Raw genomic sequence first — 15,395 nt, 5'->3', positions numbered from 1 at the left:
GATAAAACAAATTAGTTTAGGAGATTTTTTATGAAAAAGAAATGGATAACTCTCATTGGAACTGGGCTTACCATCGCTAGCCTATCTTTTGCTAGTCCTAGTCAAACCACATCTAATCCACCAACACCGACTCCCGTTCTAGCAGCGCAAAAAACAGATACGGCTCTCAGCAAAGCTAAAAAAGCAGTTCGTACTCTTGAAAATGAGCAGACCCATGAAGCTTTAGGGGTTGCCAAAGATCGTCTAAAAGATGTCAAAAGTAGTAAGGAAAGGAAAAAACTTAAAAAGCGGATCGACAAAGTTCATGAACTCATTGAACAAAAAGATTTAGCCACTCAACTCATTAAGAATCTTGAAGATGCTGTCCAAACCTTAAAGGGTGATGAAACTCGAAGCAACCTTGATGCCGCAAATGCAAAATTAAAAATTGCAACAGACAGAATAGCCGAGCTTCAAAAAGAAATCGATAGTTCTAAAACAAACATTGAGAAGAAAGAACAGGCTCAAAAAGCTATTCAAGAGGCTGAAGCGGCTGTCAAAGCACTAGAAGCTGATCATAGCTCCGCTAAACTTGATGATGCCAACAAAAAAGTTTCTGCAATCACTGATACCAGTAAAAAAGCTGAACTCCAAAAGCGTGTTGACGCTGTCAAAGCAGATGTCGAAAAGAAAAAAACTGAGGAAGCCACTGCTGCTGTCGCTAATCTGGAAGCCAATCAATCTCGCGACAATATCTCAGATGCTCAAAACAAGGTAAATGCCCTCACAGATGAAAGTCAAAAAGCCGCTTTAAGCACCCGTATCACTGCTGTTTCCAATGCCATCAGCGCCCACGAAGCACAAGAAGCTGCTGCACAGGCTGCAGCGCAAGCAGCGGCTACCGCTCAACAAGATCAGGACACTACCACCGTTTACATTACAGCGACCGGTTCACGTTATCATTTTGATCCTCACTGTCGTGGTCTAAATCGCTCAAATAGCACGACACCTACCACTTTATCAGATGCTATTGCTAAAGGATTTACACGTTGTAAATTTGAATAGATACAAGAAGGTCACGCTAGGTGGCCTTTTCATATAGCATGAACACGTTAGTTTTAAACTAAAAAAAACGAGGCCTAACCTCGTTTGAAGTTGTAGACAAACTATGGTTTAGTGATAAATCAGCTAAGAAGCTCTGCTAGAAAAAGGAAAAATTAGTTTTCTTTGCGAATGAAGTGAGCACTAAACCAAGACTTTCCGCTGTGATAAAAATGCCTGAAACTACGCTGTTTCAGGCATTCGGAAGATTTGAGACCTAAGGCTCAAATCTTAGGTATGGAATTCCGAAGGAAGTCGCTACCGTCCATATCACCTAAGGAAAGTCCAAAAAAAGACTTTTTTTTCAATCTGAAACGAGGCCTAACCTCGTTTTCATTTTACAAAATATTATCAAATGTATCACGAACTTCTTTTGGCCAAACGCTAGATTGCACTTCACCAATGTGTTTTTTACGTAGTAAGAACATTGCCATACGAGATTGACCGATACCACCACCGATGGTCAGTGGGAATAGACCATTAAGAAGAGCCTTATGCCATTCTAATTGTAAACGATCTTCATCTCCTGTAATCTTGACTTGGCGTTTAAGCGCCTCTTCGTCAACACGAATCCCCATAGATGATAATTCAAACGCTGAACCAAGCGCTTCGTTCCAAACGATAATATCACCATTTAAACCATGATAACCATTTTCAGATTCAGAAGTCCAGTCATCATAGTCAGGTGCACGACCGTCATGGCGTTCACCATCTGGTAAAATGCCACCAATACCGATAAGGAAAATTGCTCCAAATTCTTTAGCAGCAGCATTTTCACGTTCTTTTGGTGTCAAATCTGGATATTTTTCAACCAATTCTTCAGTGTGAATAAATGTAATCTTTTTAGGCAAAACAGCTTCAATATCAAAGCGTGCTTCAACAGCTAATTCTGTCAATCGAATAGCTTTATAAACTTGTTCAACTGTTTCTTTCAAATAAGTAATATCACGACGACCATTAGGAATTACTTTCTCCCAATCCCATTGATCCACATAAATAGAGTGGATGGGATCCAAATCCTCTTCGTCTGGTCGGAGAGCTTTCATGTGTACGAAAAGCCCTTCTCCTTCATTGAAGCCAAAACGTGCCAAAGTGTGACGTTTCCACTTAGCAAGTGAATGAACAACTTCAAATTCAGCATCTGGAATGCGTTTAACGTGCACTGAAACAGGATTTTCGATACCATTCAAATTATCTTGCATACCATCCCCGACCTGGCTAAGAATAGGTCCTTGCACTTCAACGATGTCAAGTTTATCAATCAAATATTGGGTGAAAGTATTCTTGACAAAAGAAATCTCCTGTTGCTGATGAATAAAGCTTTTCTTCATGTTTGCTCCTCCTTTTAATAAGATAGGGCTATTATATACCTTTCAAAAGCAAAAGAAAACCCCTTTTTGCAAATTTTCGCCATTTTTCCGCCAATTTCGAACCTTATATGTTATATAACCTAACATTTGTCCCAGCTTTTTATAAATCTCTTTTGTTCTGGTCTTTCCACATAACCCATTTTTTTATAAAATGCATGAGCGCCCCTTCTAGATATACCTGAATTAACACGGATACCTGAGATATTGGATCGCTGGGCCAACTTTTCTAATTTCGACAAAAGAGCTGCTCCAAAACCTTTCCCTTGATAATCTTGAGATACAGCTAGCGCCATTAGATTCCATAAAGGCTTAAAATACAGTGTTTCATAGAGCTGGGCATGCACATAACCAATCACTCGACCGTTTTCTTCAGCTACCAAAATGGTGTGATTAGAGTCCTGTAAAAGTTTCTCAAGCTGAGCCTTGGTTGCTGACATATCACTGTCATAGCCCAAACTATCACGGTTAATGACATAGAGAGCTTGGGTATCTGATAAACGAGCCGATCTAATCATTTAGGGTTTCCTCAACTTTCTCAATGAGTTCTTTGGTCATGCGACGCGGTCCACGAATATTACTGACACCCAGTTCTTTGAGAACGGATGCCGGAAATTTGCCATCATCAAACTGTCGAATAAGCTCAATGCGCATGAGTCTCTTGATGTCTGGATGGTTGCGGTAGCCGTTACTGTCCATGTCGGCTTCTACGACTCGGCAGAGATAGCGGAGCATCCGACTAGGTGCAGTGATGTAAATGCCCACATAGTCTCCCTTCTTGATGGAGGCTTTTTGAGTCCAGTCAATAATTTTATTTTCCGCAAACTCTGCATCAATATCATAATACTTAGGATTAGCAGGAATCAGCCAGAAATTTGGCCCCTGGCTGCGACCTAGTAGATTAGGAGCAGCTAGGCTACGACTTTGGGTAACTAATTCCCAAAGTTCTTCATCTGATAAACTATCGTCAAGCACTACCGAAACCCAGCTCTTCTTGGACATGTGGTAACTGGGAAAAATACCGTCTTTACTGAGTAAATTTGCTATTTCAGTTGGCTCAACCTTGAGATTAACCACTTCAACTTCCTGCTCTGCTATTGCCCCCGAAAATCCTAACTTTTCCAACTTAAGTGGAAAAATCAAGGCATACCACTTACCACCAACACGATAGGAAGCATACTGAGGATATTTCTCAAAAGGGTAATCGACGGGGTCACCCCACTCACTCGCAATCCAGTCAGCTAGGCGGTTGGCCTGGTCGTTGGAAAATGGCAGAGCTTGACAACAATTGCTAGCTATGCGCTCCAAAACATCCAGATAGGCCTCACGTACTTGTCCAACAAAGATACCACTAGCATGTTCAACATAAAGAGCCAGATACTCTTCATTTAATTCCGAATCCATGACCTTACTAGCTATTTTCCCGTCAAATGTGACCTGTATCCGCACTTCAAAATCACCATTTAAAATACTTTCGCGGAACTCATAACCATTTGTCGATTTGACAAAACCAAAAGGTAATAGTTTTTCAAAACAAATACGTTTTTTTGCAAATATAGAAGAACTCAAGTCACCCCCTCCTTTCTCTTATAGCCATTATAACAAAAAAGGAAGCCAGAATAGACTTCTTAACTTCCTTTTCTTTTTAAACGACATGGTAACGTTTCAGGAGTTTCTCAATATCTGTCCCTTCTGTCTTACGAAGAGCTTGTTTCAGGATAAATTTTTCCACGAAATTTAAATCCATATCAGTGATAGCTTTGCCATCGCGAAGTGCAACTGTCGCATGAAGCAAGTCACGCACATCATAGGTGCTGCCCCAAACTTCTGGCACACCACGGTCAATGTCTAATAAGGTGTAAACAGCTTCCATCCCCGTACGAATAGAGTATTCTGTAGTAAAAATGGTATCACGCTGTGTTTCAGCAAATTGTCCTAAAAAGGCAAAGTTAACAGCTCCATCAGGTACAACATTTGGACGATCTCCCTTTTCACGCGGCATAAAGAAAGCTGTTATGTAAGGCATCATACAAGGAACAGTTTTGGCACTGTGACGCGACAAATTATCAATGTCTGATACGGGCACTCCCATATGATAAAGCCATTCGGCACAAATTTCCTGACCAGTGCAATCGCGCATTGGTTTTTTGATATAGTCGCCTTCCTTGTCGGAAAAGAGACCATAAACCCAAACCACTAATTCATTTTTAGCTTGATTTCTGAACTGTGGTTGGCGGTTAACCGTCCAGCTCATCAGCCAACTTGAATCCTTAACAGTGACAATTCCACCTGTAACAACCTTACCTGAAAATGGATCACGCTTACAAATTTTTTGAATATAGGCTGGAATCTTATCATCAATCGTCGTTACTGTGGCACTCATCCAGTTAGATTGTTCAGGGTCATAGCAGAATTTATCTGGATGACCAAAGCTAGCATCTTGTGCCGCAATCTTACGCCACATATCCCAGCCGCCGCCTGAACGAATCTCCTTATTAAAGCTGGCCGGCTTATCTTGGCTGCCGTAACTTGAATTTTCAACGCAGCCGCCATTGGTGATGAAAACCAAATCATTTTCAGTCAGGTCAATGCTATCTTCTTCCCCCTCACGAATAACTTCAATCTTTTTAGCGACTTTCTTATCTTTTTGACAGTCAAAGAGGACATTAACCACCTTGGTATTGTAATGGAAAACAACGCCAAAAGATTCCAGATACTTAACCATCGGCAAAATCATAGATTCGTATTGGTTGTAGCGGGTAAAGCGCAGAGCAGTAAAGTCAGGCAAACCACTGATATGATGGATAAAGCGTTTGATATAAAGCTTCATTTCCAAAGCAGAATGCCAATTTTCAAAAGCAAACATGGTTCGCCAATAAAGCCAGAAATTGGAATCAAAAACTTCATCATCAAAGACTTCATTGATTCGTTTGTTATAAAGATCTTCATCAGGTGTGAAGAAGAGTTTCATAATTTCCATAGTCGCCTTGTCAGACAAGCCAAACTTCTTATCTGTATGTGCATCTTGACCTTGTTTTTCAGTCGCACGGCAGAGCGAATAGTTAGGGTCTGCTTTATTGAGCCAATAATATTCGTCCAAGACACTAACGCCATCCGTTTCAATGGATGGAATGGAGCGGAAAAGATCCCACATGCATTCAAAATGATTGTCCATCTCACGGCCGCCCCGCATGACATAACCGATATCACTGTATTGATAACCATCACAGGCCCCGCCAGGAATCGGATCCTTTTCTAAGATATGGACTTGCTTACCAGGCATTTGCCCATCACGAACAAGAAAGCATGCTGCTGAAAGAGCAGCTAAGCCAGAACCTATGATATAGGCTGATTTGTGATCAACACCAGCTGGTTTTTTAGGATAAGCAAAAGCTTCATAATTACCACTAGAATAATACATCTTGATACCTCTCATCTTTTTTACTTATCTCTATTGTAAAAGCCTCCCTGCCTAAGAACAATAAACAAAAAAGCTTAAATGATAATTTTTTTATCATTTAAGCATATTTGATAAAAAGCAGAGCTATCTCCCTTTAGTATCATAATGTTGCAGAGCAGCCACAATATTACCATGCACTAAGATGGCCAGACGATTGACCAAGTCTTGAGGGTCTTCTCTCATGTCCTTTTTAATCCAATCCAACATGAGCCCGACTAGGGCATACTTGTAAAAGTCTGCTATAAAGTCCTTATCTTCAGTGCTGACGCGTAAACCAACTGCCTTTTCCTCAACCACATCAATCATGAGCTGATAGGTCAACTGATAGAGATAGGTTTCAATCTGCTCCCGACTCACCGAGTGATAAACATTGAGGATAAAAGGCTTATTTTCCCTGACTGCTTTAAAAATATCCAGCAGCCCTTCCTCCCAGCTATCATAATGCCTATTTTCACCAAGAGCCTTTTGCGCATCTTCCTCACAAGACCACTCCACCAAATCATAAATATCCTTGAAGTGATAATAAAAAGTCATCCGACTAATCCCACAGTCATCCGTAATATCCTGAATAGTGATCTTAGGTAAAGGCTTTTGCAGCAACAGGTGCTTCAAAGACGCTTCCAAAGCTTTTTTCGTTATTTGTGCCATAGTTTCCTCATTTCAATGCTTTTATTATACCAAAAAGCAAAGCAAACCACCCGATTAAATAGCAGAGCTGTAACGTTTGAGTAGGGAAACCTTCATTTTGACTGATAGGTTCCCCTACTCACCAAAGCATTAATACAGGCAAGTACTACCGCATAAATTCAATGATGACCTTTACCACGATGACAGTAGCTAAAACCATGACTTGAAGCCATAACAAAATGAACTAACTGGCAATTGTCAGCGCTCATATCAAACAAGGTCATCTTTATAGCGACTCTGCACCTAATAACTTAAAAATACCTTTTCTAAGATCAGCTAGCTGCTCATTGGTTTGCGGAATAAAACGGGTGCTGTCATCCAGCTCAAAGTACATGTTTTCCTTTACATTCAGTTCCTTATTAGTATCGTCATAAAGAAATGCTATTCGAGGTAAGAGATGGCTGCCATCGTGGTGATCATAGTCAAAGACTGCCTCTCCCCAGTCAACAGTCAAATTTTTCATCTCGCTAGGCGAGTAATGTTTAATTGACTGCGTCAGTAGATCAGCTTTGTCAATTCCATCTGGTGTGATGATAGCATAAACCTCTGAGCGAACACTTTCCCCTTGGTGAAACAACTTGGGTATCGAATCTACCAGTTGACAGCCTAGGGACTCCTTACTAATTTTCATCGTTAACTGACTGACCTGGTTCCAGTCAATCGTCGGATAATCAAAGGTCATTTCCATTTTGTCATGAACAAAATCAAGAATAGTCTTGACCATAGTATATTCCTCAATCTTTTTGTCATATTCTTCTAGCCAGTATGACAGAGCAAGGAAAAGAGGAAAAAATAGAAAAAAGTAAGGCGCTAAAATTGCTTTCCATCGCTCCCTATCTTAAATAGAGCGATAACGGTGTTTAAAACCAGCAAAACGAATAACCGACATCACCCACTTTCTGTCCGTTCCATGCCAATAGACTTTCATAAAAACATCTCCTTCGTGCTTTATCGCTATTTATTGTATTCCAAAATACAAAGAAAGACAACTAGAGATCTAAAAAGGCTCTGAGTGTGACTGGCTACTGTTGTTAAGGCAAAAAACCAAGCCCAGTCGTGTGAATGGGCTTGAGGGATTTAATTTTAGGATATTAAAGTAGACTGACATTTTATATATTATTTCATATACCGTACCATCCAATAAAATTGTAAATACTAACTATTTCTTATAGAATGTGTAGATACTCATCAATTTTTGTAGAAGATATTTTACTACTCAAGAAAATGTATTCTATTCCCTTTTTTGAACTTCCCGCACTATAGTTTAACTGATAAGGGAAATGTTCAAAATTTGAATACATATTCTGGATTTCTTCGTGAAAATCATAAGTAAGAATCCATTTGTGTTTACTCATGTACTTATCAATTGTATCTCGTAATTCTAAGTGATCTATGTATTCATAAAAATTTGTATACAATTGCTTTCCTTTAACAAAATATGGAGGATCAAAAAAAGTTAGGGAACGCTTTGTACGTCTAATATTATTTTTGATAAACTCGATGGCATCTAAATTATACAAGCCAATTCTATTTTTATTTTTAGCAATTAATTCAATTTTATTTACTAATACTTCCGTATTATATCGACAATTCATTTTATAATTGCCTGTCTGATTTTTACCCCCTATAGGCCCTGCCTGAATTATTCCTGAACGATTTGTCCTATTTAAATAAAATGTAGAAAAACCTAGTGAAAGTAGATCTGCGCTTTCTTTCTTTTTTTGAATGTCCTGCTGTTTGTCCCATTCTTCAATTGTAAATTCTGCTTCTTTTACTTTTTTGATAAAAGCTTCAGTATTATGTAAAATGGAGTACCACATTGCATAGATGGATCTATCAAAATCATTCAACATTACTTTTTTTACATCATTATTAAATAATAACTTTAGCGCTACTGCAGCACCTCCACAAAACGGTTCTATATAGGTATCAATATTATTATTTTCAACCAGAAATTTAACATATTGATAAGTTTTATTTTTCCCTCCAGGATAGCGTAACGGGCTGAAGTTATCCATTATTTACTCCTTCCGATAATCTATCAAAAGCAACAGAAAAGTACTTTTGATACTTATTACAGGTTGTTTTAACATCAATAGAACTTATAGTAGTTCCGTAATCATGAATTAAACCATTTAATGTCTCTATATCATTGGTGTTTTTTAATGCCTTTACTTCCTCTCTATTTAATAATCCTTTATCAGATAAATGTCCCTTAACTGTAGTGATTAAGGAAGATAAATTATCATTAGACTTTTTGAGCGGGAATAAATCTATGTAAGCCTTAGCAGTATATTCCAGTAATGCACGAAGTAAAAATGCAAGTATGATGTACTCGTCGTTATTGTGTGATAAAGAGTTATATTTCTGTATATTTCTTATCACCCCACAAATCTTAGAATACTTAGGATTTGCCGATAATTTTGATAGAGACTCGTTATACCATTGTTGGTTAAATAAAACTTCATATTCCTGTTGCTGACCGTTAATTTCTATATTTAAAAAAATTTGAAAATGTTTAGTCTCTCCGGCATACTCAACATCAATAGTATAATGTCCATTTTCAGAAATATCATTTATAACATTATTTTTAATCACAATATTTCGGTGTGTACAACTAATCGAAATTTTAAAGTATTCTGAACTTTGCCTTGAAACTTTATTTCCTACACTATCCACTAAATCGATATCATTAGTCAAATCATAATTTTGCTGTTTTATAATAACTGATTGTTTGGGAACAAAAAATTTATATTTTGTTTCTTGACTTTGCATGTCATTATTATTTGTGGTATTCTCACGCGTATCATTTGCTGGTAAGTTAGGAGTCTCTTTATTATCTCCCACACTATCTTCAGTAGTTTTTGTATCATTACTTATAGGATTATTTTTTGATGACTCTTCATTATGACCTTTGTTTTTTTCAAATTCTTTATATTCCTTAATTTCGTCAGCTAAACCTGGTATTACTTTGTCACTTTTGACAATTTCATTCCATTGCTTTTGAACACTAAAAACACGAGTATTTAGATTTTCATCAACCCAAACTGATTTCCCTAATAAAGCTAAAATTTTATTATAAATTGTGCCATTTCTCACAATAACTTGAAAATCTTCGTCAAATTTAAGATTTAATTCTTTAATTAGTGGTCTGAAAACCCTTGAAACAAGAACATCTGTATCTAAATGTGTTAATTGCTTTAAATCAGATTTATAGGATTTCGTTGCATTATAAACAGAGGTTAGGTAATTCAACTCCTTTATTGCATTTTTAATAGCAACCTTTCCTTCTGGAGTAATACCTTTAATTTTATCTAAAGCCTCATTACTTGATAACCCTTTACTTCTATATTGGCTATAAAGATTGTGATAAAACACTCTTTTATCTATAGAGCTCCACGTTTTAATCCCATCAACATGTTTTGCACTAATTTTAAAAAGCGCTTCGTCTCTAGTATCTTCTTTTACTACATCACAACTAACTTCAAAATCTCTTGGATTCAGATTTAATTGTTTAAGTTTATTTCTTTCTGAACTTGTTAATAGAGAGGAATACTGAAACAAAAGTTTCAGCGAAGCAATTCTTCGATTACCTTCTAATACAGTATAATTAATCTTTCCAGCATTTTTGCTTTTTAAAACGATAATACGTTCACCTATTGTATTATACCCGTTTTCTCCAATTTGAAATGCAAGTTCTTTAATCTGTTCAAAATCAATCAGATATTTGACTATTTCCTCCTCAGTATTAAAATCAAACATCGAAAATCTAGGATTATTAAAATCTAAATTAATTTCTAAAGGATTTAAAACAATAGTATCAAACATACGCATTCCTCTCATAACTTTTGTAACTATATTTGGCATTATACCACAAAAAACATAGCCTTTCGACTGTGTTTTCTGATACCTAGTATGGCTGATTTCTCCATCTCACTTAAGATTGTATGTAATTATTCCACCAACTTCTCCATCTCTTCAATGCGCGCCACCGTCGCGTCGTACTTGGCTTGGTAGTCGGTTTGTTTGTCGCGTTCTTTTTGGACGATTTCTGGTTTGGCGTTGGCGACGAATTTTTCGTTGCTGAGCTTCTTGGCAACCATATCCAGTTCTTTCTGCCATTTGGCCAGTTCTTTGTTGAGGCGGGCTAATTCTTCTTCAACGTTGAGCAGGTTGGCCAGCGGCAGGAAGATTTCAGCGCCTGTGATGACGCTTGACATAGCCAGTTCTGGGGCAGCAATAGCTGAGCTGATTTCCAAATGTTCTGGATTAGTGAAGCGTTTGATGTAGTTGACGTTGCTATTGAAGAAAGCTTCTAAGTTGCTGTCGCTTGTTTTGACAAGGATAGTGATTGGTTTGCTTGGTGCTACGTTGACTTCGCTACGTGCGTTACGAACAGCGCGGATCAGGTCTTTAAGACTTTCCACGCCAGAATGCGCAGCTTCATTTTCAAATGCTGGGTTAATAGTTGGGTAGGCGGCAGTCACGATAGAGCCTTCTGAGATTTGACCGAAGATTTCTTCCGTCACGAAAGGCATGATTGGGTGGAGAAGACGCAGAATTTTGTCCAAAGTGTAGAGGAGGACAGAGCGGGTGATGACTTTTTCGTCTTCGTTGTCGCTGTAGAGGACTTCCTTAGTCAATTCCACATACCAGTCGGCAAATTCATCCCAGATGAAGTTGTACAGGATATGACCAGCCACACCAAATTCAAATTTATCAAAGTTTTCAGTGACTTTGGCAATGGTTTCGTTGAGGTTGTGAAGAATCCAGCGGTCAGTCACGTTACCAGCCGTACCAGCAACAACTTTGTCAACATTTGCGCTAGCTTGGTCAAGCGTCAAACCTTCATTATTCATCAAAATGTAACGAGAAATGTTCCAAATCTTGTTGATGAAGTTCCAAGCAGCGTCCATCTTTTCATAGCTGAAACGCACATCTTGACCTGGTGCAGAACCGTTTGAAAGGAACCAGCGCAGGGCGTCAGCACCGTATTTATCAACAACATCCATGGGGTCAATACCGTTACCAAGTGATTTAGACATTTTACGTCCTTGTTCGTCACGGATAAGACCATGGATAAGCACGTTTTCAAATGGACGGCGTCCTGTGAATTCCAATGATTGGAAAATCATGCGGGATACCCAGAAGAAGATGATATCGTAACCTGTCACAAGGGTTGAAGTCGGGAAGTAACGTTTGAAGTCTTCACTTTCAGTATCAGGCCAACCCATGGTTGAGAATGACCATAGTGCTGAACTGAACCAAGTGTCAAGCACATCTTCGTCTTGAGTCCAGCCATCACCTTCAGGGGCTTCTTCACCGACATATATGTCACCGTCGGCATTGTACCAAGCAGGGATTTGATGACCCCACCAGAGCTGACGAGAGATAACCCAGTCGTGAACATTTTCCATCCATTGGAGGAAAGTATCGTTGAAACGTGGTGGGTAGAATTTCACTTCGTCATCAGTGTCTTGGTTAGCAATGGCATTTTTAGCCAATTGGTCCATTTTAACGAACCATTGTGTTGACAAACGTGGCTCAACTGGCACACCCGTACGTTCTGAATGACCAACGCTGTGAACCATTTTTTCGATTTCAACAAGCGCACCGATTTCTTCCAATTTTTTAACAACAGCTTTGCGAGCTTCAAAGCGGTCCATACCAGCAAATTCACCAGCAAGTTCGTTCATTGTACCGTCATCATTCATGACGTTGATTTGTGGCAAGTTATGACGCTGACCAACTAAGAAGTCATTAGGGTCGTGTGCTGGAGTGATTTTAACTACACCAGTACCAAATTCTGGGTCAGCGTGTTCATCACCAACGATTGGAATAGCTTTGTTAACGATTGGTAGGATAACATTTTTGCCAATCAGGTCTTTGTAGCGGTCATCATTTGGATTGACAGCGACAGCCGTATCCCCAAACATGGTCTCGGGACGCGTGGTGGCAACTTCCAAAGCGCGCGAGCCATCTTCCAGCATATAGTTCATGTGGTAGAAAGCACCTTCGACATCTTTGTGGATAACTTCGATATCAGAAAGGGCTGTACGAGCTTTTGGATCCCAGTTGATGATAAATTCACCACGATAAATCCAACCTTTTTTATAAAGTTCAACAAAGACTTTACGAACCGCTTTTGACAATCCTTCATCAAGGGTGAAACGTTCACGTGAGTAGTCAACAGAGATACCCATTTTACCCCATTGTTGTTTGATTGTTGATGCGTATTCATCTTTCCATTCCCAGACTTTATCAAGGAATTTTTCACGACCAAGGTCGTAACGTGAGATACCATCTTCAGCAAGACGCGCCTCAACTTTTGCTTGTGTCGCAATCCCCGCATGGTCCATACCAGGAAGCCATAAAGTATCAAAACCTTGCATACGTTTTTGACGGATAATAATATCTTGCAAAGTAGTATCCCAAGCGTGACCAAGGTGAAGTTTACCAGTTACGTTTGGTGGTGGAATAACGATAGAATAAGGGTGTGCCTTCTTGTCGCCTGACGGCTTGAAAACATCCTCATCAAGCCATTTCTGATAACGCCCAGCTTCTACTTCTGCTGGATTGTATTTTGGTGATAATTGTTTTGACATTAGTTTTTCTCCTTTGTTTATTCGACAGTATATAATTCTTCATAGGAAACACAATCATTACTTGGTGCTGTTGATAGAACTAGTTCTTCTGTTTTTCCAAATTTTAAATAGGCAAAATCGTTACTGCACCATTCTACGTCCCATTTTACAATCAAATCATCTTCAATTGGAATCATTCTTATTTTTAGCTTATTCATTCTGCTTTCTAGCTCAGCTCCTTCAACACAAGTAGACAACGGGCTATCTGGTTCAGAAAATAAAAACCAATTTCCTTGTAAAACGTTACAGTGCTGACAATAGTTAGCAAAAGTGCGTTCCCCAAGTGTTTTAGAATACATCATTTTGACAAAATAATGTTCTTTTAAATAATTCAATAATTTAGGAGGTATATCAGATTCTTTCTCAGTCCAAGCCAAGTGCACTTCTTCTCCTACACCCACAGAATCTTCAACAATTTCAATTTCTGCATTATAGAAATCCCCAAAAATATGAATATATTCACCTATTCCTAGTCCTACGACTAAAGTAGATTGCTTACATTTCCAGCATTCTTGATGTCCCTCAATAATATATAGATAATCTGTTGCAATAATAACATCATCGCTTCTTTTCAATAGCCATTTTGAAAATCTAACATATTCTTCTCTTTCACACTGAGTGTACCATTTTTTCATTTGTGGATGCCATTTAGCACCTAGCTGTTTTGCCTCATCTTTTTCAGAATAAGGAACATCTAGAAATAGCCTTATTGATAAATCATCTTTATCATATCTGAGTTGATTGACTGGTTTAATTTTTTTCCGAAAGAACTTACTCAAAAAACTCATCTCCCCTCCTTTCTACTGCATCGTTTTTACTGCTATTATCTCTTAGATGAACAGTTTCTGTGATTTTCTACCCCAACTGTTCGATTTTTCCGAACAGTTCACTTTGTGAAAATTCTACACGAGCTCCTAGCTCTTCTTAAACCTCACGCCGTTTTCTTTGAGCTTTTTGACTGTTGCTGGGCCGACTCCTGAAATGGCTAAGATTTCTTTTTCAGTGTGTGTTTCTAAGTCCTCTTGACTCATAATGCCGGCATCGCATAGATATCGCCCTTTATCTATCTGAATTCCTTTCATGCAGGGGGAATTAAAAAATTCCAATCGTTTGCGCGGAGAATCAGGCAGACTGTCTTGGTATTCTTCTGCTATGGCAAGCATTTGATGGATAACAAAGGGCTTGGTTAGCAAAAAGGCTTGTAAAGGATGCAAGGCAATCTGGAGGGATAAAGCTGAATTAGGGCGATAAGCTGAAGCTTCATTAGCCATATCAAGCAGGTGAACCCAATATGAGCTATCAAAAACATGCAGAACTTCACCATTGATTGCAGCTAAGTCAGCAAACAAGGCTCTAGCCGCCTCAATGTCCCCGTTTAGCAACTTAGCAATAATCAGGTGCACAAGCACACCATCATCCTGCCAATCTTGGGCTAGCTGCTCTTCATAAAAGTCTTCAATGTCCTCTTCTTGATAAAGGGCATTGTAAACACTCATCATAAGATGGATAAATCCAGGTGGAAAAGCCTCATCAATCTTGGAGCGTACAAAATCTACCACCTGCCCAGCCAGACCAACCAGCCCTTCCTGCAGGTAAATCTCTGTCACAAAAGTGATAACGGTCAAAGGACTGCGCGCTTCCAAACTATACCAAGATTCATAATCAGCTTTCTTCCACTTTGCTAAAGCCACTTGATAAAAATCCTGCAGCTCTTTGAAATAGTCAGCTGAAAATTCTGTACTTCTCAAGATCAAAGATTGAAATCTTGCTTCAAAGTGGTCTGGATATTCTGCCAGTAGATTGGTAAGTAAACGGAGCTGTATTTCTTCGTCTACCTCTTCCATAGCTTGGTAAAAGAGCTCATCTGCTTCGTCCATTTCAATATCTCCAAACTCTAAAATAGAAGCTAATTGTTCTAAAATTTCAGAATTCCCAGTTTGTTCAAATTCTTTAAAAAGTCTATTAACTGATTCTTCATCTAATTCAGGTTCAGACAAAGCTAGTGGATAATCAGCCTTTTCTGCAAAAGAAGCAAAATCAATAATTTTGTTATCTTCTCGTCTTTGCTTCCGCTTTAATTCTTTTTCCCGATTTTTCTTCTTAGCCATGATTTTTCCTTTTTGTTCTGAAGTATCAAATTAAGCACACAGCTTCCCC

At 38.7% G+C, this 15,395-nt stretch carries 12 protein-coding genes; 1 reads left to right on the top strand and 11 read right to left on the bottom strand.

Annotation, left to right across the window (positions count from 1 at the left end; all coding sequences use genetic code 11):
• Positions 1-30 precede the first annotated feature (30 nt).
• Positions 31-1,044, top strand: coding sequence for a coiled-coil domain-containing protein (locus A3GS_RS11780; protein ID WP_018365107.1), 1,014 nt, complete (start codon positions 31-33; stop codon positions 1,042-1,044).
• A gap of 374 nt (positions 1,045-1,418) precedes the next feature.
• Here A3GS_RS11780 and asnA read toward each other — a convergent pair whose 3' ends face one another.
• The 11 genes from asnA to A3GS_RS0109115 all read right to left on the bottom strand — a co-directional run bounded on the left by asnA (position 1,419) and on the right by A3GS_RS0109115 (position 15,346).
• Complete coding sequence (gene asnA / locus A3GS_RS0109170) at positions 1,419-2,411, bottom strand: aspartate--ammonia ligase (RefSeq protein ID WP_018365106.1); 993 nt, start codon at positions 2,409-2,411, stop codon at positions 1,419-1,421.
• A gap of 119 nt (positions 2,412-2,530) precedes the next feature.
• Positions 2,531-2,965, bottom strand: a complete 435-nt coding sequence (locus A3GS_RS0109165) for a GNAT family N-acetyltransferase (RefSeq protein WP_018365105.1) — start codon at positions 2,963-2,965, stop codon at positions 2,531-2,533.
• Positions 2,958-4,016, bottom strand: a complete 1,059-nt coding sequence (locus A3GS_RS0109160; protein WP_018365104.1) for an MmcQ/YjbR family DNA-binding protein — start codon at positions 4,014-4,016, stop codon at positions 2,958-2,960. The genes A3GS_RS0109165 and A3GS_RS0109160 overlap by 8 nt, the downstream gene beginning before the upstream one ends.
• A gap of 76 nt (positions 4,017-4,092) precedes the next feature.
• On the bottom strand, positions 4,093-5,868 hold the full coding sequence (locus A3GS_RS0109155; RefSeq protein ID WP_018365103.1) for an oleate hydratase: 1,776 nt from the start codon (positions 5,866-5,868) through the stop codon (positions 4,093-4,095).
• Positions 5,869-5,991: 123 nt separating this feature from the next.
• The gene (locus A3GS_RS0109150; protein WP_018365102.1) at positions 5,992-6,555 is read right to left on the bottom strand and encodes a TetR/AcrR family transcriptional regulator; all 564 of its coding nucleotides are present in this window, start codon (positions 6,553-6,555) and stop codon (positions 5,992-5,994) included.
• 265 nt (positions 6,556-6,820) lie between these two features.
• Positions 6,821-7,318 (bottom strand): hypothetical protein, encoded by a 498-nt coding sequence (locus A3GS_RS0109145; protein WP_018365101.1) that lies wholly within the window; start codon positions 7,316-7,318, stop codon positions 6,821-6,823.
• A 442-nt stretch (positions 7,319-7,760) separates the two neighbouring features.
• Entirely contained in the window at positions 7,761-8,612 is an 852-nt protein-coding gene (locus A3GS_RS0109135) for a DNA adenine methylase (protein ID WP_018365099.1), read from the bottom strand.
• Positions 8,605-10,422 carry a hypothetical protein gene (locus A3GS_RS0109130; protein ID WP_018365098.1) on the bottom strand — a complete coding sequence of 606 codons (1,818 nt, stop codon included), beginning with the start codon at positions 10,420-10,422 and terminating at the stop codon, positions 8,605-8,607. The genes A3GS_RS0109135 and A3GS_RS0109130 overlap by 8 nt, the downstream gene beginning before the upstream one ends.
• A gap of 125 nt (positions 10,423-10,547) precedes the next feature.
• Positions 10,548-13,199, bottom strand: a complete 2,652-nt coding sequence (locus A3GS_RS0109125; RefSeq protein WP_018365097.1) for a valine--tRNA ligase — start codon at positions 13,197-13,199, stop codon at positions 10,548-10,550.
• Between the two features lie 17 nt (positions 13,200-13,216).
• Entirely contained in the window at positions 13,217-14,026 is an 810-nt protein-coding gene (locus A3GS_RS0109120) for a DUF5710 domain-containing protein (RefSeq protein ID WP_018365096.1), read from the bottom strand.
• 126 nt (positions 14,027-14,152) lie between these two features.
• A complete protein-coding gene (locus A3GS_RS0109115) occupies positions 14,153-15,346 on the bottom strand; it encodes a helix-hairpin-helix domain-containing protein (protein ID WP_018365095.1) in 1,194 nt (397 codons plus the stop codon).
• Positions 15,347-15,395 lie beyond the last annotated feature (49 nt).

Origin of the sequence: Streptococcus caballi DSM 19004 (genome assembly GCF_000379985.1) — a bacterium.
Lineage (GTDB): Bacteria > Bacillota > Bacilli > Lactobacillales > Streptococcaceae > Streptococcus > Streptococcus caballi.
Note: the sequence above shows the minus strand (reverse complement) of the source record. Positions and strands in the feature narration are given on the sequence as shown.

Bases quoted from the DNA above. Each gene is read 5' to 3' on its own strand.
- A3GS_RS11780 (WP_018365107.1), top strand. From the start codon at position 31: ATGAAAAAGAAATGGATAACTCTCATTGGAACTGGGCTTACCATCGCT.
- asnA (WP_018365106.1), bottom strand. From the start codon at position 2,411: ATGAAGAAAAGCTTTATTCATCAGCAACAGGAGATTTCTTTTGTCAAG.
- A3GS_RS0109165 (WP_018365105.1), bottom strand. From the start codon at position 2,965: ATGATTAGATCGGCTCGTTTATCAGATACCCAAGCTCTCTATGTCATT.
- A3GS_RS0109155 (WP_018365103.1), bottom strand. From the start codon at position 5,868: ATGTATTATTCTAGTGGTAATTATGAAGCTTTTGCTTATCCTAAAAAA.
- A3GS_RS0109150 (WP_018365102.1), bottom strand. From the start codon at position 6,555: ATGGCACAAATAACGAAAAAAGCTTTGGAAGCGTCTTTGAAGCACCTG.
- A3GS_RS0109145 (WP_018365101.1), bottom strand. From the start codon at position 7,318: ATGGTCAAGACTATTCTTGATTTTGTTCATGACAAAATGGAAATGACC.
- A3GS_RS0109135 (WP_018365099.1), bottom strand. From the start codon at position 8,612: ATGGATAACTTCAGCCCGTTACGCTATCCTGGAGGGAAAAATAAAACT.
- A3GS_RS0109130 (WP_018365098.1), bottom strand. From the start codon at position 10,422: ATGTTTGATACTATTGTTTTAAATCCTTTAGAAATTAATTTAGATTTT.
- A3GS_RS0109125 (WP_018365097.1), bottom strand. From the start codon at position 13,199: ATGTCAAAACAATTATCACCAAAATACAATCCAGCAGAAGTAGAAGCT.
- A3GS_RS0109120 (WP_018365096.1), bottom strand. From the start codon at position 14,026: ATGAGTTTTTTGAGTAAGTTCTTTCGGAAAAAAATTAAACCAGTCAAT.
- A3GS_RS0109115 (WP_018365095.1), bottom strand. From the start codon at position 15,346: ATGGCTAAGAAGAAAAATCGGGAAAAAGAATTAAAGCGGAAGCAAAGA.